19 protein-coding genes are annotated in these 18940 nt (G+C 55.7%); 4 read left to right on the plus strand and 15 right to left on the minus strand.

Annotation, left to right across the window (positions count from 1 at the left end; genetic code table 11):
* Positions 1–1320 (minus strand): acetyl-CoA hydrolase/transferase C-terminal domain-containing protein, encoded by a 1320-nt coding sequence (locus tag P8935_RS07025; RefSeq protein WP_348264278.1) that lies wholly within the window; start codon positions 1318–1320, stop codon positions 1–3.
* Between the two features lie 392 nt (positions 1321–1712).
* Here P8935_RS07025 and P8935_RS07030 point away from each other — a divergent pair, with 392 nt between their 5' ends.
* Positions 1713–2276: a BON domain-containing protein gene (locus P8935_RS07030; protein WP_348264279.1), complete on the plus strand. Its 564-nt coding sequence runs from the start codon at positions 1713–1715 to the stop codon at positions 2274–2276.
* Positions 2277–2399: 123 nt separating this feature from the next.
* Here P8935_RS07030 and P8935_RS07035 read toward each other — a convergent pair whose 3' ends face one another.
* Together P8935_RS07035 and P8935_RS07040 are read right to left on the minus strand one after the other, a co-directional pair.
* Positions 2400–2579, minus strand: a complete 180-nt coding sequence (locus P8935_RS07035; RefSeq protein ID WP_348264280.1) for a hypothetical protein — start codon at positions 2577–2579, stop codon at positions 2400–2402.
* Complete coding sequence (locus tag P8935_RS07040; RefSeq protein ID WP_348264281.1) at positions 2570–2989, minus strand: hypothetical protein; 420 nt, start codon at positions 2987–2989, stop codon at positions 2570–2572. Before P8935_RS07040 ends, P8935_RS07035 begins: the two co-directional genes overlap by 10 nt.
* A gap of 143 nt (positions 2990–3132) precedes the next feature.
* Between P8935_RS07040 and P8935_RS07045 the strand changes: the two genes are divergently transcribed.
* From P8935_RS07045 to P8935_RS07055, 3 genes are all read left to right on the plus strand, one after another.
* On the plus strand, positions 3133–3372 hold the full coding sequence (locus P8935_RS07045; protein ID WP_348264282.1) for a hypothetical protein: 240 nt from the start codon (positions 3133–3135) through the stop codon (positions 3370–3372).
* A gap of 364 nt (positions 3373–3736) precedes the next feature.
* Positions 3737–6397, plus strand: coding sequence for a PilZ domain-containing protein (locus P8935_RS07050; protein WP_348264283.1), 2661 nt, complete (start codon positions 3737–3739; stop codon positions 6395–6397).
* A gap of 295 nt (positions 6398–6692) precedes the next feature.
* On the plus strand, positions 6693–7136 hold the full coding sequence (locus P8935_RS07055; protein ID WP_348264284.1) for a hypothetical protein: 444 nt from the start codon (positions 6693–6695) through the stop codon (positions 7134–7136).
* Positions 7137–7244: 108 nt separating this feature from the next.
* Here the strand turns inward: P8935_RS07055 and P8935_RS07060 are convergent, their stop codons facing one another.
* The 12 genes from P8935_RS07060 to P8935_RS07115 form a co-directional block, all read right to left on the minus strand.
* Entirely contained in the window at positions 7245–7817 is a 573-nt protein-coding gene (locus P8935_RS07060) for a YceI family protein (RefSeq protein WP_348264285.1), read from the minus strand.
* Positions 7818–7837: 20 nt separating this feature from the next.
* Positions 7838–8053, minus strand: a complete 216-nt coding sequence (locus tag P8935_RS07065) for a hypothetical protein (protein WP_348264286.1) — start codon at positions 8051–8053, stop codon at positions 7838–7840.
* A 30-nt stretch (positions 8054–8083) separates the two neighbouring features.
* A complete protein-coding gene (locus tag P8935_RS07070) occupies positions 8084–8923 on the minus strand; it encodes a hydrogenase maturation protease (RefSeq protein ID WP_348264287.1) in 840 nt (279 codons plus the stop codon).
* On the minus strand, positions 8920–9981 hold the full coding sequence (locus P8935_RS07075; RefSeq protein ID WP_348264288.1) for a hypothetical protein: 1062 nt from the start codon (positions 9979–9981) through the stop codon (positions 8920–8922). Before P8935_RS07075 ends, P8935_RS07070 begins: the two co-directional genes overlap by 4 nt.
* Positions 9978–10643, minus strand: coding sequence for a DUF6084 family protein (locus P8935_RS07080; RefSeq protein WP_348264289.1), 666 nt, complete (start codon positions 10641–10643; stop codon positions 9978–9980). Before P8935_RS07080 ends, P8935_RS07075 begins: the two co-directional genes overlap by 4 nt.
* The gene (locus P8935_RS07085; RefSeq protein ID WP_348264290.1) at positions 10636–11307 is read right to left on the minus strand and encodes a DUF5947 family protein; all 672 of its coding nucleotides are present in this window, start codon (positions 11305–11307) and stop codon (positions 10636–10638) included. The genes P8935_RS07080 and P8935_RS07085 overlap by 8 nt, the downstream gene beginning before the upstream one ends.
* Positions 11308–11334: 27 nt before the next feature.
* Positions 11335–11934 (minus strand): hypothetical protein, encoded by a 600-nt coding sequence (locus P8935_RS07090; RefSeq protein WP_348264291.1) that lies wholly within the window; start codon positions 11932–11934, stop codon positions 11335–11337.
* 109 nt (positions 11935–12043) lie between these two features.
* Positions 12044–13852, minus strand: coding sequence for a nickel-dependent hydrogenase large subunit (locus P8935_RS07095; RefSeq protein WP_348264292.1), 1809 nt, complete (start codon positions 13850–13852; stop codon positions 12044–12046).
* Between the two features lie 24 nt (positions 13853–13876).
* A complete protein-coding gene (locus tag P8935_RS07100; RefSeq protein WP_348264293.1) occupies positions 13877–14941 on the minus strand; it encodes a hydrogenase expression protein HypE in 1065 nt (354 codons plus the stop codon).
* A 527-nt stretch (positions 14942–15468) separates the two neighbouring features.
* Positions 15469–16149, minus strand: a complete 681-nt coding sequence (locus tag P8935_RS07105; RefSeq protein ID WP_348264294.1) for a response regulator transcription factor — start codon at positions 16147–16149, stop codon at positions 15469–15471.
* The gene (locus tag P8935_RS07110) at positions 16127–17746 is read right to left on the minus strand and encodes a PAS domain S-box protein (protein WP_348264295.1); all 1620 of its coding nucleotides are present in this window, start codon (positions 17744–17746) and stop codon (positions 16127–16129) included. The genes P8935_RS07105 and P8935_RS07110 overlap by 23 nt, the downstream gene beginning before the upstream one ends.
* A 46-nt stretch (positions 17747–17792) precedes the next feature.
* A complete protein-coding gene (locus P8935_RS07115) occupies positions 17793–18821 on the minus strand; it encodes a hydrogenase expression protein HypE (RefSeq protein WP_348264296.1) in 1029 nt (342 codons plus the stop codon).
* Positions 18822–18940: the final 119 nt, after the last annotated feature.

Genomic DNA, 18940 nt, shown 5'->3' on the forward strand with positions numbered 1-18940 from the left:
TCACGCGTACGCGGCTGTCTGGCTCTTCAGGTAATGCGCGCGCACCGCGAAATCCTGTAGTTCCTGCTGGAAACGGGGATCAGCAATCGCAATAAGCGCTTCGGAGCGTTCCCGCAGGGTTTTGCCGTGCAGATAAGCGACTCCATGTTCGGTCACAACGTAGTGCACGTCCGCACGTGACGTCACCACGCCCGCACCGGGTTCTAAAACCGGAACGATGCGGGATATCGCGCTGCGGCACGCTGTGGACAGCAAAGCGATGATCGGAACACCCCCGCGCGACCGTGCCGCCCCGCGAATGAAATCAAGTTGGCCGCCAAATCCGCTGTAGGGCTTGGTGCCGAGTGAGTCAGCGCAAACCTGGCCAGTCAGATCGATCTGCAACGCGGAGTTGATGGCGACCATGCGATCGTTCTGCGCGACCACGAATGGATCGTTGGTGTAGGAGATGGAACGGAACTCAAAGCTGGGATTCTCGTGGATGTAGTCAAAGAGCTTCTGGGTACCGAGAACGAATGCCGCTACTGCCTTGCCGCGATGCAGCGACTTTCGTGCTCCGTTGATGATGCCTGCTTCCATCAGATCGACTACACCGTCCGGGCACATTTCGGTATGAATGCCGAGATCGTGTTTGTCCTGGAGGCAATGCAGCACCGCTTCGGAGATGCCGCCTATTCCGGGCTGAAGTGTTGCGCCGTCGGGAATGAGCGTGGCGACGTTGCGACCCACCTTCATCTGCATCTCGCTGAATGGCTCGGTGGGCAATTCGAGGAGCTGCCGCGAGGTCTCGACAAAAGCGGAGATCTGGCTGACGTGAATTGACGTGTCTCCATGAGTCCGAGGCGCGCGATCATTCACCTCGGCAATGACCGTTTTGGCGCAGCGAGCCGCAGTCATCGTGCAGTCGACAGTCGTGCTCAGGCTTACGAATCCATGCGCATCCGGCGGAGACACCTGCATCAGTACTACATCGAGTGGCAAGGCTCCGCTTTCAAACAACCCTTCGATCTCGCTAAGGAATATTGGTGTGTAATCGGCGCGGCCTGCAGCTACGGCCTCGCGCACGTTGTCGCCAAGGAACAATCCGCGATGGCGAAAGTGGCCTTCGTATTCGGGTCTTGTATACGTAGCTTCGCCGAGAGTCTTCATGTGAACGAGTTCGACATCGAAGAGCTCCGCCGATCGCGCTACCAATGCATCGATCAGTGGCTTTGGTGTGCCGCAACTCGGCTGGATCCAGACGCGATCACCGGAGCGCACAAATTTGAGTGCCTGTGCGGCGCTCATGCGTCGTCCCCGGTATTCCTCCTGCCAGTTCACAATGTTTCGTCTCCGGGCCGTTTTACCTAACAACTTCAAGGCCTGCTTCAACTTCGGGTTTCAGAAGACATCCCCCAAAGCCCGGAATATGTTGCTCTCACCCACCGCGTTCGGACTGTGACCGCAGTCACCCATCAGCGACGGCGATTGCGGCCAGATTTTGGGTCTGAAGGGCCCTTTAAAAGGCTCGAAAAAGATGCCCGGAGAGAACGCAGAATGGGCTGCAGATTTGGTCCGAAACTCTGTCTTCAGCGACCTTCGCAAGTGGTTGAAGAGGCGTGACCTGCCATCATTCGAAGCGGAGGAATCAATCGCCTGGGTACAACCCGCGTTTATACGCTTCACATCTGACTTGCTTGTAAGAGATCTGCGTTGCACCAGGAGAGGAATATATGAAACTTACAGCAAACCGCCACACATTCCTGCTCAGCACGGCCGCCATTCTGGCCGGCGCGATGGTTGTTGCAGGCTGCAATAAGCCGGCCCACCCCGACGAAAAGTCAGCAGTCAGCGATTCACTTAAAAATAACAACCTGAGCGCGGTCAGCGTCTCGCAGGATCGAGACAAAGGCGTCATGACGCTCAAGGGAAACTTGGATTCCCAGGATCTAAAGAACCAGGCTGAAAACATCGCCAAGCAGGCGGCTCCGGACTATACAGTTGCCGACGAGATCGGTGTACGGCCTCCGGGAGCAAGTGAAGCAGGCTCGGTGGCTTCTAACCTCGACAGCGCAATTGAAGACAACTTCAAGGCGATGATCAAGGCTCACGCCAATCTCAACGATCAAAGCATCAGCGGTTCTGCCAAAAACGGCACCCTGGTGATTAAGGGATCGGTAAAGACGGCCAAGCAGAAGAAGGAAGCCGAAGACCTCGCCAAAAAGATCCCCAATGTCCAGCAGGTCGTCAACGAGATCGAAATCAAGACTGACAAGCATTCGACCACGAATTCGTAAGTAAAAACTCCTTATTGCTGCATAAGCAAAAGCCGAATGACGATAGATCTATATTTTGAGAAAGATCTATATTTCGATTAGCGCATCGCGAAGCCCCGTCAGCCAATGCCTGCCGGGGCTTCTTTACTTGATTTCCATTTCGAGACTAGAGCCATAAATTCCCCAACTGGAATCGAAGCGACCCACATGCCCTGAAAAATTGCCCGTCTTAACTTTCTTGGCGGTGACAATCGTGCTGAAGAGGGTCTGCCAGGCAGTGGGGGGCGTCAATGTTGCATCATTCCATTCGATTTTTACAGCCATTCTTTTCCGGAATCATGCTCGGTCTCATCGCAATGGTCTTGCACGAATGCGGCCATCTGGTGGTTGCCAAATCGCTTGATGTTCGGGTCAAACACGTTGGCTTGAGGTGGAACAAGGGTCTGTTCACGGTTCGGGAGCAGGGAACTGTCCATCAGAATCTTTTGATTGCGATGGCTGGACCTTTCGTAAACCTGCTGCTGGTTGCTTTCGGGCCCTGGTACCCGGTGTTTGGCCTGGCCAACCTCTGCTATGCGCTGGCTAACACGTTGCCCATCGAGGGATCGGATGGCTTCAGGATCGCGGATTGCTGGAGGAGAATCCGGCGCGGTGAATTCGTAAACTGGTAGAAGCGCGAGAAATCGTCGGACATGTTCGGTGATATCGCGAATTCTCGCGGTAACAATCTTCATGTTGCTCATTCATTTGTGATTTACGTCACCTCGAATAGGCCGTATGGGCAGACGGACATGATGGAAGTTGTACTTTTGTTACCACGATCGTGCGATGTCGCTTTGGAGATAAGTGGCTAGACTCTCATTCGTGGAGAACTTCTATGAGAGAGAACGTTCATAAAGACGTTTACCGATTCGCCTACGACGAGGCTTCTACGGAACTTCGCAAGATCCTGAGATCGTTTGAACAGTTGTGCGCCCAGAAGAACCGGGTGGAAAAGCTCATTGAAGTCCTCAAGCCCGAAGTCGGCCTGCCGGAAGCTGCGGATGACGGCAAACTCGTTAAGCGGACCACCCACCTGCCTTATTGCACGGTTGTCACGCGACTTACAGTCCTTTAGTAGTCCACCTCGCGATCCCCCCAAACGTCAGCCCGATACGACCCCAGACGTATCGAGCTGACGTTTTCATTTTTCTTACGCGCCCGAACCTTGGGTGCACCGTGAATGAGGCACAGCAGCGGAGGTTGCGCATTTGTTATCTGCCGATTTTTCCTATTTAAAATCAATTATTTAGCATTGCGCGTTCCCGAATCTGCTCCTCAGCGGAGTAATGGCGGTCGTTACTTTCGGGTAACCGATTGTATTTCTCACTCAGAATTGAGAAAATCCATGGCTACGGCTGGTTTCGGATCAGGGGGCCAGAATCGAGAACAGGGCTACCTCAGGCGACTTCACCCCCCGTTATCCCTGAAACCGTGGACCTATGGATACCAGAGTTTTTTGCGTCTATAACGTTGCAAGAGGAGCTTTTCTCAGTTCGAAGGTGACTGTCGCAGACGGCGAAAATCAGCCACTAACGATCTTGAAAGTGCTCGTCGGCGGTCTTGCGGTCGATTCGAAATCAGGACTTTGGCTATCCCCGTTACATGCGATCCCATCTGTACCGCGGCTTTTTCCTTTTGACCTTTTCTATCTGGATGATGAGCTTCGCGTAGTTGGTCTGATCGAATTCGTTCCCGGAGCCGAATTTCCGCCCTACCGTCGGGAGGTCACGAGCGCGCTGATCCTCCCCACGCAGTCGTTGCAATCCACGCAAACTGAGCTTGGCGACCATCTCCTAATCTGCCCCGCAGAGGAGATGGAAAGGCAGATCTCGGTGTTGCGATCATCTTTGCCTGTCCCCGCATCCCCTTTTGCAGGAGCACATCCGGGTCAATCCGTACCTCCGCGATCGGAGCCGGCACTGAACGTCGGGTCAGCCCTCAGGCAGGCCCCGTCGGTGAGGGCCAGTGCAGCGGTCGCCGTAGCCGAAGAATTATCGCAATCGACGATGACCGTGCCTTCTCCTGGTCTTTCGTTGGCGAACGAGCAGGTATCCACGTCGGCAATGAAGGCAGCCGATCTCCACGCCGATGTTGCCACACCTGCACCCCAACCGGAAAAGATCGACAGAGCAGGTGTTAGCAAAGACGCGGCAGAGGTGTCGAAAGATGTCATGGCCGCGATTGGGACCAAGCCAATTGCAAAGGTTGCTGTTGCGGAAGAGAGAACGAATGTCCGTTCAGCTGGTAAGGCCAGCAACGGGAAACCTCAGGTCGATCCGCCGGTTATCTCGATCACGGAAGTCATTCTTGAGAGACCTCGGACTGTCGAGCCGCCGACCATCGTTGGGGGGCATGGAGAAGTACTTCATGGAGATGTCGAGGATCTATTTTCAAACTGGATGGATGCTCCTACGCTGGCTTCAACGTGGAAGGAGCGTTCCGAGCCATTACGACAGCTGCTGAAATCTGCGATCGCGCACCCGGTCGTAGACACTCCCATTACAGAACCGAATGCGGCAGTAGCATCGCAGGATGTTGTGCCGGCATTGCCTGCCATATCACAGGCTGCAGTGGTATTACCGGATGTAAAGAGCGAATCTGCATCTTCCGCTTCTTCGATAGCGCAAGTTGAGCAAGTCGAAATCGACACTCAAATCAAGCCCGCCGAGATGGATGTGAAGGCGGAGCCAGACTTACGGCCGCTTCCATCGCCGCAAGCAAATGCAGAATCGGTTAAGGCAGAGACACAGCACGCGGCACCGCTTAATGCAGCACCCGAATCCTTCAAAGTGGAACCCGAATTCTCCAAAACGGGTTCTCTGCCAGTCGAACCCCCGTCGATTTCGACCCCCGTGCGAGTCTCTCTCCCACAGCCAGCGCAGGCGTCAACGTCTACGGTTGCCCAGTACGGATTGTGGCGTGCGAGCATGCCGACCGCGGTCCTTCCTGTCTCCCCTATGACGGAACCAGCCAAGGATACAGCCCGGACTGTACCAGGCGGTGCCTCAACGGAACTCTCAAAGACAGCGGGAAACCCGCCAAGCGGCAGAATTTCGAAAGCAAGCCCGGCTTCTTCCGCAACCGACTCGCCTGTCTCTGCTGCTCCCGCATCTCCAGCTGAAGCCGACGTGCAACGTTCGGTACAGCCCTTTTCGCGTTCTTCCGCAGACTTGGAACGTCTTCCACGCAAGCCATTGGTGGAGGCTGCGAAATCCCGTCCCGAAAAAACCACGGAAGCTGTGTCTAGAAGACCTCTCATCCCTGATAACTTTCTGTCGGCCGATGAGAAGCGTAAGCCCGTAAACAGGGTTGCAGCCTCGGCCACGTCGAACAAGAGTGCGGCCGAAGTACCTGTGCAGCCTTATATCGAACCAATCCAGGATACCCAGACTGCGTCGACAGCAGACGCTCTGGCTGCGGACGCAGTGGATGCCGTTCAACGGAAGCTGGGGATCGGACAAGCCGCCCCTGAATCCACCAAAAGCGTCGACAGGGCGGAGCCGGAGCCGGTCCAAAAGGCATCAGCCGAGTTCATGGAACCGGCGCGGGTTGCAGCAACGGACCTCATGATTGGGAATGATTCGCTTCATCGAAGCCATGGCGAGCTGTCACTGCCGGAAACGGATACCGGCGCGCACAATGAAACCGCAAAGGCACCCGCGCGGCATGTCAAGTTGAATGGACAAGCACCCGCAGCAGCTCGCACGTTTGCAGAGCGCTTCAAGCGCTGGCTAAACCCGACGGCCCCGGCGCACAGCGACCGGCGGAGGGCTCACAGGCGGTATGTGCCGGGGATGGTGGCTCATTACTATACCGGTGGAGCACCCAAGCCGCATGACATCGCAGATATCAGTATGACCGGCTTTTATCTGCTCACCGAAGATCGCTGGATGCCGGATACGATGATCCAGATGACCCTGCAGAAGCCTTGCGCTAAAGGCGAGCGAAAGCAATCCATTACGGTTCTGTCGAGGATCGTACGGCGCGGATCAGACGGCGTCGCTGCCCAGTTTGTGATGCCCGAAACCCTGGATCCGCATAGCCATGACGTTCAGCCATCGCAAACTACGGACAAATTCGCTCTCGCCCGATTTATCTGATACGTAAAAGCCTCCCGGCAGCTTCAATAATCTCAATCGTGTGCGATCACGATCCTGCAGAGTAGTCCCCCATCCGGGGGAGGCAATTCAACCTATTGGGTATATCGAGGGATTTTGACCCAATGTTAGGTTGAATATTCCAGAGACTTGTCTCGCTGTTTGCTACTGGTGTGCCTGAAAGGAATCTGCGACTATGTACGTACAACTTAGCCGTGCAAACGAGCAGCCGAATTCGACTCCCCGTTTGGCCGAGATTAAGGTGATTCACTCCTCGAACCCCACGTTGGAGAAAAGCATGACGGCTCCACGCCAAAAAGATCCCCTGATGAAGCGCCTGATGCGTTGGCTGGTTCCAGATCAGCGCGTAGCAAACCGACACACCATGCCGCCCGTTGTGGCCTATCTTGGGACACTGCGGTCGTCGAAACTGTACAAGATCGGCGACATCAGCGTTGCCGGCTTCTACATGGTTACTGAAGAGCGTTGGATTACCGGTACCGGATTTCCCGTGACTCTTGAGCGTGTCGATGAATATGCGCAGGGACAGACTTTAACCGTGTTTTCGACGGTGGCTAGAATCGGTGTGGACGGTGTCGGATTTTCGTTTCTGCAGCCTGCCGAAGAGAATGCTGGTGAGTCACAGGAGCCTTCACGGATGGATTTGACCAAGTTGGCGCAGTTCTTGAAGGGGCTTCCGTTGACTGAGCCGGGATCCGACAACCTGGAGCGAGCTTCCTAGCCAGGACAAAGAGAGTGCGGTGCGGATGTGCCGTAGACTCGGTGAAACATACTGGCGTCCGTTTCGCATCAATCGCGAAGCTCTGTCGGTGGTTGCCGATTGTCGGCATCAATTCTGTCTGCGGACCACCATCTCGAACGAAAATTTCAGTTCGTCTTTCACTTTCAAAGCGCCGCCGGCGACGGAGATCGGTTTGATGCCGTAGTCGGATTGATTCAGTGTGAATTCGCCGGAGGCGCGCAACATCTCATCAAATACGGCGATTCGCGCCGAGATAGCCTGGTTGCGGGTCACTCCATGAAAACTGAGAGTTCCGGTGAGTGCAGCGGAGAAGAGTGCGCTTTCGATGTGCGTGATCGAGACCGATGGGGCGTCATAGACGATGTCGGGGTATTTGGTTGGCTCCAGGACCTGCTCGTTCATCATCTTTTCGATATCCCTGCGATCCTTGTCGCTGACGTCATCCAGAACTCCCAGCGAGTTGGACTTCACGGATAATCGAAAACCGCTAGCCTGCGCCGATTCGGCGCTGAAGTCGACTGTGCCCGCGAAGGTGCGAATGCCGATTTTGGGGTTGTGACCCATAGCAGACAACATGCCAGCCGCAAAGGCCTGCACCGTAAAACGGCTGGACCTGGCATCGACAACGTAATGAAGAAGAGTGGCCTTGGCTGTTTCCATTTACTCGATCACGGATTCAGTTACATGGCACGAAGTTTGAAGTAACGCTCTACATCCGGGATCACGGCTGTCGCCAGATTCCCGACGCCGAATTGCGACATGTAACGACGAATCGTGGGATTAGAAAGAATCAATCCCGCTCCGAAGACCATGAGAGCAACGCCGCCCAGCATGTAAAGAGTGTCCTTCTCGTTTCCAGTTCCGTTTGCGGTTGATTCCATCAGATCCAATGACATTTGAGCTCTCCTTTTCCGTCTTACGATTCCTCAAGCGGATTCTCCACCTAGAAGTCTCCTGATGAGTGCTTCTGTCGTGCTCGCTGCTTCTTCAACTGCGGCCTCGACCGGTTTGCTGAGTCCCATGAAGCCTTCGTCGCCGCCTAGCGATTCCGGTTCGCAGCCGACCAGGAGCACTCGATTGAGCGTGCCATTCATTGCGGCGGCCATGCGCAGCACATTCAGTGGGTGCATGCTGTGCGCTTCGACGAGAGCGGATGGCGCGGCAGTGATCTCCTCCTGATCGGGCTCAACTACAGAAACAGTCCCTGGACTCTGCCCATGTGGAAATGCATCGATCAGGATGGTGGTTTCGTAATTGTCCTGTAGGGCGTAGGCGAGATCGAGGCCGCGAATGCCGAAGTCTGCCACACGCACCTGCGCAGGCAGGTTACGACTCATCAGGCGGCGTACGACTTCAACGCCGAACGCGTCGTCCCCGAGAAAGATGTTGCCGATGCCGGCAACGAGAATTGTGGGCCTGACGGCTTTCGCGGTTGTGGCATCTTCTCCAGGACTGTTGGGAGCCGCGCGAAGAGTTTCTATTTCGGCGGGAGTAAAGAAGAAGCGATGACCTGGCTGCCGCATCATTCCCAAATCGCGGCCTGGATCATCCTCGATGACTACGCAGATATGCTGCGCGCCTTCGTAGTCTTCTTCAATGCTTTCGATGATCGCGATCTGACCGCGCAATGCGATATCGAGAATGTCGCCGCCTTCTTTGGGACGTAGCCTGACGCGGTCGCCGACCCTTACCGGTACACCTTCGATTTCTACGTGATCCACGGTGGCGGTTTTGTCTTCGAGGAGATTCCATTCCCATTCGTTCACTGGATATTCTCCTTGATGGGGCTAAGGCCACGCAGGATGCCGTGCAACTTTGCAAATTGCTCTTCGGGCATTTGCTCAGTGCGCTCAAGTATGCGGCGGGTGCGATCGTCGGACTGGCGCATCTCGCGTTTCTCGTCGTCAGTGAGGGTAAGAATGCGCAGGGAAAGAATTTCGTCAATCTCAGTGGAGTCGAAGAGATTGCCGATGCTTTCCGGCGCGATCTGCGGATGGTCGTAAAGAATGATGGGCGACGACAACATCGCGTCCGCATTATCGGTGGCAAGCACGGGCCACGTCCCGAGGTTCTGACATTGTGCCACCTGATCTTCGAATCCAACGGGCGGTTCGAGCATGGAGAGGAATTCGCCGTTCTCGGTGCCGAGAATGGTGTGCGCCGAGACCATCGAATGGAGCAGGATCGCCTCCCGGGCGTCGAAGACGGAGGCCGGCTCGGAATCACAGATCGTGAGATTCTCAACTTGCACGCTGATCTTGACTACTTCATCGTGACTGCCGAGTGAACGAATTTCTACCGATCCGTTAAGGGCTTTCCATGAGCGAACAAGAGCGCCCACGGTTGTGCCCTGCTCATCGCGCAGATATTCAACGCTCTTCCCGCCGGGAAACGAGAACAGTAAGGGCGGCATCGTTGCGAAGTCAGCCGGGTCGAGATCGTCATAGCAAAGCTCGCGCTCTACGGCTTCCTGCCAGGGTTGGTAAACGTGGTCACGAATTTCAAGCCGGTCAACCGACTTGAGTTCCGGCAACGGCGTGTCGAACGGATCAGCAGTGAGCGAAATAACCTGTGCAACCGAGCGCTGCACGATCTGCAAGAAGCGAATCTTGACCGTGAGTCGCGTCGACGAATCCGTCTTCAGCAGACATTCAGTCTGCATGCTGCTTCGATCGGAACTCGCCTGATTGCACCACGACGGCGGATAGAGCACACCGAAGTTCCATCTCTGCTGGTTTTTGACCGAGGATGGCCGGTAGGGATAGAGCATGTACCCCTCATAGAGTACGGCTTCGGCAATCTTCTCGACCCCTTCCAGATTCACGAGTTCACCTCAATCTCTTCTTCGGTGCGGAGGCGGGCAAGGATCTGTTCGAGTGCTTGCTCCCAACTGAGCAGGCTGTGCTGCATCTTGTAGCGATATAGCCGCTCGAAGACATCCTTGTGCAGATTGATCCAAACGCTGTTGGGGTAGTAGGCGTCCATCATTTCGCGCCAGAGCTTCACTGGGAGTTTGTAACGCGCTTCTTGCTCCCACGAGATTGGCGCGACCTGCAGGGAACTGTCGGGAGGCGCGTAAAAGATGGTTCCGCTGAAGAGGAACAACAAGGGGATTTCGCCATCCGTAAGACCCGCGAAATATTTGGTAGCGGCAACGTTGAAATCGAAAGAGCAGGGAACCTGCATATCGACTACGGTTTCAGTTCCGGCAAACGTCGGAACCACCCAATTGACGTGCGTCCACAGCAGACTGCGCAAAGTCTGACTCCAGCGATCGGGTTGTCCGAAGAGGTCGAGCATCTGTTCCTGCTCGCCGGGCGTGTAGCGGCGACGCGTCACTTCGATTTGAATCTGACAACGCAGAGCGATGGTGTGAATCGCTTCATCTGGCACGGAGTTCGTGATCTGCAACTTGAACGCAAGCATCGGAACCGCGGCGAACGGAACGACGCTGGCGTTGTCAATTTTGAATGTGAGATCAGGCATTCACACCTCCGCGCATCACTTCGGATTTAGATCGAAGTTCCGCAAAGAAGCGGGCTACCTCGGTCCACACTTCGGTTCCGCCGGAGAGGCCTTTCCAATTCGTGCGAATCAGGCCGACGAGCTTGTAGCACTCATCGATCGGCGCGATGTAATACTCGGCATCTCTCAGTCCATGCGCGTGACCGACACGATTTACGAGCAGAGCTTCAATGTCCGGCTTGAGCAGACGCAGGACTGGGTTATTAGCAGCGATTTCTTCCCACGCATCAAGTGGCAGAAGCGATTCAACCGAGCCGGCGGGGCTTGGATACAGCGCAACGGTTCTGTTTTCAATACTGGACCGGAACAAGAAGGCCATGTTGATAGGAATCATCAGGCTTTCCCACTGGCCGTCGGTCATTTCGAAGCTGGCGAGATACTGGGGCGTGCGGGATACGCGCTTGAATTTTGATTTTTCAAGTCCATCAAAGAGCAAGGCACATGCATCACAGGCGCAGAGGATCTGGCGATTGGCGAGTTCAACCAGGTGGGGATGATCATGATGCAATCCGGCGCTGCAGAGCTCGCAATGTTCAACGGCTCGCGAAGCCGCACTGCGCGAACGGGTGAACTGGCGCAGAACGCCAAAGGCCTGCTCAAAGCCGAGCATGGATTCTTCAGGCATAGCAGGACCCTTTCTTTAGCGTTGTTCTCAATCGGCGCCATCCGTTCGGAGTGAGTGAGAATTTTGATTAGCCGTTAGAAGACTGTGTCCCATGAGACTTTCGAGAGCGACGAATCCTGAATTCACAGGCTCTTCCAGTCCGCGAATATCCAGAGAGGTCACATCCGGAGCGAGCTCGTAAATTCCCTCTTCCACGATGGCGCGCACATCTTTTGATGTGGAGCCGCAACTGTGTCCGCTTGACGTCGATGTCACACTGAGTTCCACTGCTCCTTCACACACGCGGATGAGATCGATGCTGTATGAAAGTTTTCGCAACCGAGGTCGTAGGCGCTCGATTGCTTTGTCGAGGCGCGTCTCTAAATCATCCGGATGCAGCGAATAGAGGAGTAGCAGACTGTTGGTGACGCTATCCTGCGCCAGCCTGTCGACGATTGCGGGGCCTGCGGCCTCGTTTTCAAAGATAATCTCCATCATTCTGTCGAGCCCCACACCATGCACGTCCATGAGAAGTTGCACGAGTTGTTTGCAAGCAATCTTCTGAGGGTTGTCGGGCATCTGATCGAACTGCGTGATCAACTGTCCGAGCTGTCGAACCTGTTCCTGAAATTCGGTGCCGTTCGCCACACGCCTCCTTTGAGCAATTGATCAGAAGTGAGAGGCCGGGCATTCACTGGCATTACTGCCACAAATGAATGGCCCCGGCTCCCTTCTGACTTTGACTCGGCCAACGATTTCAACGATGAACGTCAGACCCCACACCGAACATCGGGGAATGGTGGGTCTCCAATACTTTGCCGTTGCCAAGATACATGTGCACACCGCATGGGAGGCAAGGATCAAAGCTGCGCACTGCGCGCATGATATCGATGCCCTTGAATTTGTCCGGACCATTCTCCTCGAAGATTGGCGTATTCTGTACCGCATCCTCATACGGACCGGGAGTGCCATAGCAATCGCGTGGGTTGGCATTCCAAGGCGTAGGAGGATAAGGGTGATAGTTGGCGATCTTGTGGTCCTTTATCACGACGTGATGCGAAAGAACACCGCGCACTGCCTCGTGGAATCCGCAGCCGATAGCTTCTTCAGGGACCTTGAAGTCGTTCCATGTACGGGTGCGGCCGGCGTGCAACTCTGCCAGCGCCTGTTCGGCGAAGTAGAGTGCTGCCGCCGCTGCGTAGGCCTGGAAATAAGTGCGGGCGCGATCGCGTTCGATGGCATTGCTCCACTTGGGTATGTGCCATTCAAATTCGGTTTCTGGGAGAGAGACGGTCTTCGGCAAGTAGATTTTGACGCTGTGGCCGGTGGCCTTGATGTAGCCGATGTCAACGATGCCTGCAAGCGCCGTTGCCCAGAACCGTGCGATGGGGCCGCCGCCCGTGTCGAGCGCAAGGTAGTCACCCGTTCGCTTGTCGTACCACCGGGGAGACATGACCCAGGTGTATTTATCTTTGAAGTCGCGCTTCTGTGGCTTCGGGAAAGTGCTCTGATTCCACGGATGGCGCTGATCGACAGGGTTCCCGAGAGGATCCTTGGCCACGAAGGTCTGTGAGTTTTGCCAGTCATCGTAATAAGAGCTGCCGAGCAGGATGCGGATGTTGAGATTGATATCAACGAGGTCGTGGGTCACGAGTTGGCCGTCTACAACGACGCCTGGTGTGACGTACATAGCGCTACCCCACTCCGACATATTCTTGTAGGTATAGTCGCAGACGTCGGGATTGTTAAACGACCCCCAGCAGCCGAGGAGGATGCGACGGCGTCCTACTTCTTCGTAGCCGGGCATGGCTTCGTAGATGAAGTTGAAGAGATCGTCGTGGAGCGGCACGACCTTCTTCATGAACTCGACATACTTCATCAAGCGAACGATGTAGTCAGTGAAAAGCTGGACGGTGGGAACTGTGCCGACTCCACCCGGATACAGAGTCGAAGGATGGACGTGACGTCCTTCCATCAGGCAGAACATCTCACGCGTCATGCGGCTGACTTGCAAGGCTTCGATATAGAATGCGCCGGTGAAGGGATTGAGCGCCGTCATAATGTCGCCGATAGTTTTGAAACCATGCAGCTCGGCATGCGGTGACGCAGTCTTGGCTGCCTTCTCCCACACGCCGGGGTTGGTTTCTTTCACCATCTTTTCGCAGAAGTCGACGCCGACCAGATTGTCCTGGAAGATGTTGTGGTCAAACATGTATTCGGCGGCTTCACCAAGGTTGACGATCCACTCAGCCATGGCGGGGGGGCGGACACCGAAGGCCATGTTCTGCGCATAGGTCGCGCAAGTGGCGTGATTGTCGCCGCAGATGCCGCAGATGCGACTGGTGATGAAATGGGCGTCGCGCGGATCCTTGCCTTTCATGAAGATGCTGTATCCACGGAAGATAGAGGAGGTGCTGTGGCACTCTGCGACTTTGCGTTTGCCGAAATCGATTTTTGTGAAGATGCCGAGGCTGCCGACGATCCGCGTAATCGGATCCCAATTCATTTCTACTAACTGGCTCTTTCCAGCCTCTTGCTCCGAATGAGTAGCGGTAATCGTGCCCATCTTGATTTCTCCTTCTTTGCCGGGTTAGTAGGAACTGGACTTGTAGCCCGTAGTGAGTTCGGCGCGCGGATGCCGCCACTTGGGCTCTTTGTTGACAGTCGAATTCGTAATGCTGCGCAGAGCACGCATCGCCTTGCCGTAGGGACCTATCGACGAAGTGGACAGTTTCGCTCCGGGAGGCTCATCCATGAACGGCATGAACTTGTCGGGGAATCCAGGCATGGTGCAGCCAATGCAGATTCCTCCAACGTTAGGACAGCCGCCGATACCGGCCATCCAGCCCCGCTTCGGTACATTGCAATTTACGACAGGTCCCCAGCAGCCGAGCTTGACGATGCACTTGGGCGAGCCATAGCTGGTGGCAAAGTCACCCTGCTCGTAATACGCTGCGCGATCGCAGCCATCGTGTACGGTCTTGCCGAACAGCCACGTCGGCCGCAACTGCTCATCGAGAGGAATCATGGGCGCGAGGCCCGCAACTTGATACAGCAGGTAAAGCACTGTTTCCATGAAGTTATCCGGCTGAACGGGGCACCCAGGAACATTCACGATGGGTAGGCCCGCTTTCGATTTCCAGCCCCAACCAAGGTAGTCAGCCAGTCCCATGCAGCCGGTCGGATTGCCTTCCATGGCATGAATGCCGCCGTATGTGGCGCATGTGCCACAGGCGATAACGGCCAGTGCTTTGGGCGTGAGGCGATCGATCCATTCGTTGGTGGTGATCGGCTGTCCGGTGTGCGGATCGGTCCCCAGCCCTGCCCAGTAACCTTCCTTCTTGATCTTCTCGTTGGGGATGGAACCTTCAACAACCAGGACGAATGGATCAAGCCTGCCGGCCTCTGCTTCATACCAGAACTTCATGAAGTCATCGCCGCACTCGTAGGCGAGCACGGGATTATGCAGGTGAACTTTCGGTAATCCTGGAATTGCGCCGAGTAAAACATCTTCGATGCTTGGTTGCGTGGCCGCCGTGATGGAGACGGAATCTCCGTCGCAACCCAGACCGGCGGTGATCCACAATATGTGCAGTTCAGCCACAGCGGGTTTTTTCTGGGTGACTCGACCATAGGGTACAGCTTGTGCGGTCATGATCTGGGATCTCCTTTACGGATTCTGGCTGGCCTGCTTCTTTCACGCTGCCTAAGAACTGGGCGAACCAAGTGTGAGTTGGCTCGCACAACTTGCAAGAAAAAGGTCAGCGGCGACACACGCGAGTGAAACCCGGAAGACGGGAACGATCTCGCTTACGCATCGCCGCTGCAGAGAACTTAGCTTGGAGCCGACCTTTGTTAACTGTTCAAATCCAGCAATTCTGTCTCTCGATTTCGCCTAGTCAATACCGGCGCGGGGTTATCTCAAAAGACGAGGGGAAGATGCCTTCATCGAACACTGGCTATCCCACCAGACAGCGGGAAATAGTCGCAAGCGGGACCGGCCCTATTCTAACTTCATACTTTTCGCACTGGCTGGATAAGGGAAAACCCGATTTCGGTAGCTCCCAGTGAAGACGTTGGAGCAATGCCCTTTGGAAGGTGCAAATACTTATGATCGGAAAACATGTCGTCGCAAATCCTCCTGATAAAGTTCGCTTCTTGAAGAGTTCATCGAATACGAAATTATTCGCCGATCTTCCATTGAATTGCATGCTGAATCAGCTCTCGTCCGCTACGCAGGGCGAGCTTCTCTTTGATGTGAGCCTGGTAGGTTTCCACTGTTTTGATACTCAAGTGGAGTTCCTCGGCGATCTCCCGAGTGCCGCGGCCCTCGCCGATCAACCGAAAGACTTCCAGTTCGCGATCGGAGAGAGACGCGATGCGGGACTGGATCATGGAGGGAGCGCCGCCGATATACTGCTGCAGCATCTTGTTGGACATGCGCTCGCTGAGGTAGACCTCTCCGTTGAGAATGCGGCGCACGGCCACAAGCACTTTCTCGGTGGCCTCCTGCTTCATGATGTAGCCGTTGGCTCGGGCGCGGAGAGCACGCTCGGCGTATATTGCTTCATCGTGCATGGAGAGAACGAGAACAGGCAGATCAGGATTGGTGGCGCGGATATTCTTGAGGATATCGAGCCCATCAGGCCCATTTAGGGAGATGTCGAGGATCATGATGTCAGGGCGCAACTGCGCTATGGCATGCATTGCCGCCTGAGCCTCCTCAGCTTCGCCGCATACCTGCATGTCGTGCTGCTGATTGATCAGCAGCGCCAGGCCCTGCCGCATGAGCGGGTGATCGTCAACAACCAGCACAGTCTTCTTGCCGTACTGCGATCGGTCAAGGACAGAATTTGTCGTCATTGGCTTTTCCCTTTCCCTGCGCGGCTTCGATGGGGAACATGCAGATGACACAGGTGCCGTGAGGCAGATTTGGGCGAATCTCCAACCTTCCGCCGATCATGCCCGCCCTGTAGCTCATGATGTGCAGGCCCATTCCGGGGGTCGACGCTCGATCTTCTGCGATGCCTGTGCCGTCATCGCGGATGATCAGTTTGCCCCATCCGCCTTCCGCGGTCAGGCTGATTATGATGCCAGAGACGTGTCCGTGCTTGATGGCGTTGTTCACCGCCTCCTGCGCAATGTGATACAGATGCGTGGCCATGGCATCATCGTGAATGAGCACGTCGGTCGCACACTCAAAGCCGCAGGAGATTCCGAACAGATCTTCCACTTCGCCCGCCCGGAGTTGGAGTGCCGACATCAGTCCCTGTGAATCCGAGACAACCGGAAGAAGGCCACGCGCCAGCTCGCGCGTTTTATGGATCGCTTCGTTCACCAGCTTTACGATCTTCGCGGCGTCGGCTGTGTCCGGAAGCTGTTTCTCGGCGAGCTTTGCTTCATGGGCTTTGGCCATGAACGCGATGCCTGTTAGATGTTGGCCTAGTCCATCATGCAGATCCTGACCGATGCGCCGCTGCTCGCGCGCACTGATCTCCAACAGCGCTCTCTCCAGTTGTTCGCGTTCGGTGATATCGATACCGGTGGCGATGATGTACCGAGGTATCCCATCATCGCTGCCAGGCAACATCGAGCAAGACCAGGCGATCAGACGATTCGTATTGTGTCGCGTCACCCAGTGACTCTGAAAATCCTGGGGAAGCAGGTCCCCGCTTAATTGCAGAAGCACGGACCTTGCGCGTTCCGCCTCTTCTTCTTGTTGGAAGAACTCCCACAGGCGCCTGCCGCGTACCTCGTCCAGTGCATATGCGGTGGTTAGCTCGCATGCTCGATTGAAGCGCACGATGCGTCCATCGAGGTCGAGGACAGTCACGAGCGCACCGACCGTATCGAGAATTGCGGACACAGTGTTGCGTTCCTGTTGCAGGGCGCGTTCAGTGTCTTTCAAATCCGTGATATCGATCGCCACGCCATGAATGAACCACGGTGAACCGTCAGGACGGCGCACCATACGCGCATCGCAGTGGAACCATACAACGCGACCGTCGCGCGCCATGACACGATAAGAGGAGCGCAGCGGCTTGCCGGAGAGAAACATTCCGGCAGCCTCAAGGCTCCAGCGTTGCTTGTCGTCGGGATGGATGCGTGCGTACCATCGCACCGGATCTTCAAGCCACTCTTCGCGCGAATAACCGAGTGCTGCCTCAATCTCAGGACTGACGAATGCCTCGCTCACGCCACGATCGAGGTACGCCATGAAAACCACGGCTGGGATCTGTTCAAGAAGCGCGCGGTATTTGGCTTCGAGATTCGACGCGTCGGACTGATCGGATGGCGATAGATCGTTGACCGCCGCATTGCCCGGCGCAGCGAATACGCTCGCCAGTTCGAGTAGAAGAGCCTCAGCTGCGCCCAGATCCGGTATCACGGGAACACTACCCCACTCGGCCTCGCGTTGAGAGGGCCGGTCTTCCCATTCGGTTTGCGCCAGCAATGCCATTCATCACTCCGGTGTAAGGCTTGCTTACAAATCTTCAGGTTGGATGTCAGTCGGACTTGCCGGGGACAGATTGCCGTTGACGCCAGCTTGGAACTTTGTTCAGAGATGCCTGGGTAAATTTGCGTAAAGCATGGATAGCGCGCCCATAGGTTTCGACGGCGGCCGATGATAGGAGTGAACCGGGTGGTTGATTCATGAACGGCATAAATTTGTCTGGGAAGCCAGGCATGGTGCAGCCAATACAGATTCCGCCAACATTGGGACAGCCGCCAATCCCGCCCATCCACCCGCGCTTGCCTACATTGCATTGCACGACTGGTCCCCAACAACCCAGTTTTACGATGCAAAGCGGTGACCCGTACTCCTCGGCAAACTGAGCCTGTTCGTAATATCCGCCGCGATCGCACCCCTCGTGCACTGTGCTACCGAAAAGCCAGGTGGGTCTAAGCGCGCTGTCGAGAGGGATCATCGGCGACCGTCCAGCAGCCATGTACAACAGGTAGAGAAGCGTCTCCATGAAGTTGTCAGGCTGCACGGGACATCCGGGAACGCAGACGATCGGGATTTTCGCTTTTGACTGCCATTGCCACCCGAGATAGTCGGGCAGGCCCATGCAGCCGGTGGGATTGCCCTCCATCGCATGGATGCCGCCATAAGTCGCACAGGTTCCCACCGCAATTACCGCCCAGGCATGCGGCGCGAGGCGGTCGATCCACGCACAGGTGGTTATGGGCTGGCCGGTTGCAGCGTCAGTGCCGAGCGATGCCCAATAGCCCTCTTGCTTATTGTTTTCGTTGGGGATGGAACCTTCAACAACAAGGATGAAGGGATCGACGCCGCCATCGGCAGCCAGGTGAAATCGACGCAGAAACTCATCCCCATTTTCAAAAGAGAGGAATGGGTTGTGGAAGTTGACCTTGGGTATCCATGGAATACCACCCCGGATGACGTCCTCAATGCTAGGCTGCGTCGCAGCCGTCATGGCGATAGTGTCACCATCGCATCCGAGCCCTGCGGTAATCCATAGAACATCGATCTCCGCAATTGGCGGAGTCGAATGGGCCGAGCTTGCCACAGGACCTCCCGTGCCGGCGCCCACCAGGGGAAGTGGCGCACGAAATATCTTCCTCCTGAAAGAGGACTTAGGCAAGAGATTGCGCTTCTTTTCCCGAGCGAGTCTTGTCGCAATCCGGG

It is taken from the genome of Telmatobacter sp. DSM 110680, from assembly GCF_039994875.1.
Taxonomy (GTDB): domain Bacteria; phylum Acidobacteriota; class Terriglobia; order Terriglobales; family Acidobacteriaceae; genus Telmatobacter.

What these genes read in the sequence shown, in the direction of transcription:
- P8935_RS07035 (WP_348264280.1), bottom strand. Translation starts at nt 2,579, where the DNA reads ATGGCTGTAAAAATCGAATGGAATGATGCAACATTGACGCCCCCCACT.
- P8935_RS07040 (WP_348264281.1), bottom strand. Translation starts at nt 2,989, where the DNA reads ATGAAGATTGTTACCGCGAGAATTCGCGATATCACCGAACATGTCCGA.
- P8935_RS07080 (WP_348264289.1), bottom strand. Translation starts at nt 10,643, where the DNA reads ATGCCTGATCTCACATTCAAAATTGACAACGCCAGCGTCGTTCCGTTC.
- P8935_RS07085 (WP_348264290.1), bottom strand. Translation starts at nt 11,307, where the DNA reads ATGCCTGAAGAATCCATGCTCGGCTTTGAGCAGGCCTTTGGCGTTCTG.
- P8935_RS07105 (WP_348264294.1), bottom strand. Translation starts at nt 16,149, where the DNA reads ATGACGACAAATTCTGTCCTTGACCGATCGCAGTACGGCAAGAAGACT.
- P8935_RS07065 (WP_348264286.1), bottom strand. Translation starts at nt 8,053, where the DNA reads ATGTCATTGGATCTGATGGAATCAACCGCAAACGGAACTGGAAACGAG.
- P8935_RS07050 (WP_348264283.1), top strand. Translation starts at nt 3,737, where the DNA reads ATGGATACCAGAGTTTTTTGCGTCTATAACGTTGCAAGAGGAGCTTTT.
- P8935_RS07045 (WP_348264282.1), top strand. Translation starts at nt 3,133, where the DNA reads ATGAGAGAGAACGTTCATAAAGACGTTTACCGATTCGCCTACGACGAG.
- P8935_RS07030 (WP_348264279.1), top strand. Translation starts at nt 1,713, where the DNA reads ATGAAACTTACAGCAAACCGCCACACATTCCTGCTCAGCACGGCCGCC.
- P8935_RS07060 (WP_348264285.1), bottom strand. Translation starts at nt 7,817, where the DNA reads ATGGAAACAGCCAAGGCCACTCTTCTTCATTACGTTGTCGATGCCAGG.
- P8935_RS07095 (WP_348264292.1), bottom strand. Translation starts at nt 13,852, where the DNA reads ATGGGCACGATTACCGCTACTCATTCGGAGCAAGAGGCTGGAAAGAGC.
- P8935_RS07055 (WP_348264284.1), top strand. Translation starts at nt 6,693, where the DNA reads ATGACGGCTCCACGCCAAAAAGATCCCCTGATGAAGCGCCTGATGCGT.
- P8935_RS07110 (WP_348264295.1), bottom strand. Translation starts at nt 17,746, where the DNA reads ATGGCATTGCTGGCGCAAACCGAATGGGAAGACCGGCCCTCTCAACGC.
- P8935_RS07100 (WP_348264293.1), bottom strand. Translation starts at nt 14,941, where the DNA reads ATGACCGCACAAGCTGTACCCTATGGTCGAGTCACCCAGAAAAAACCC.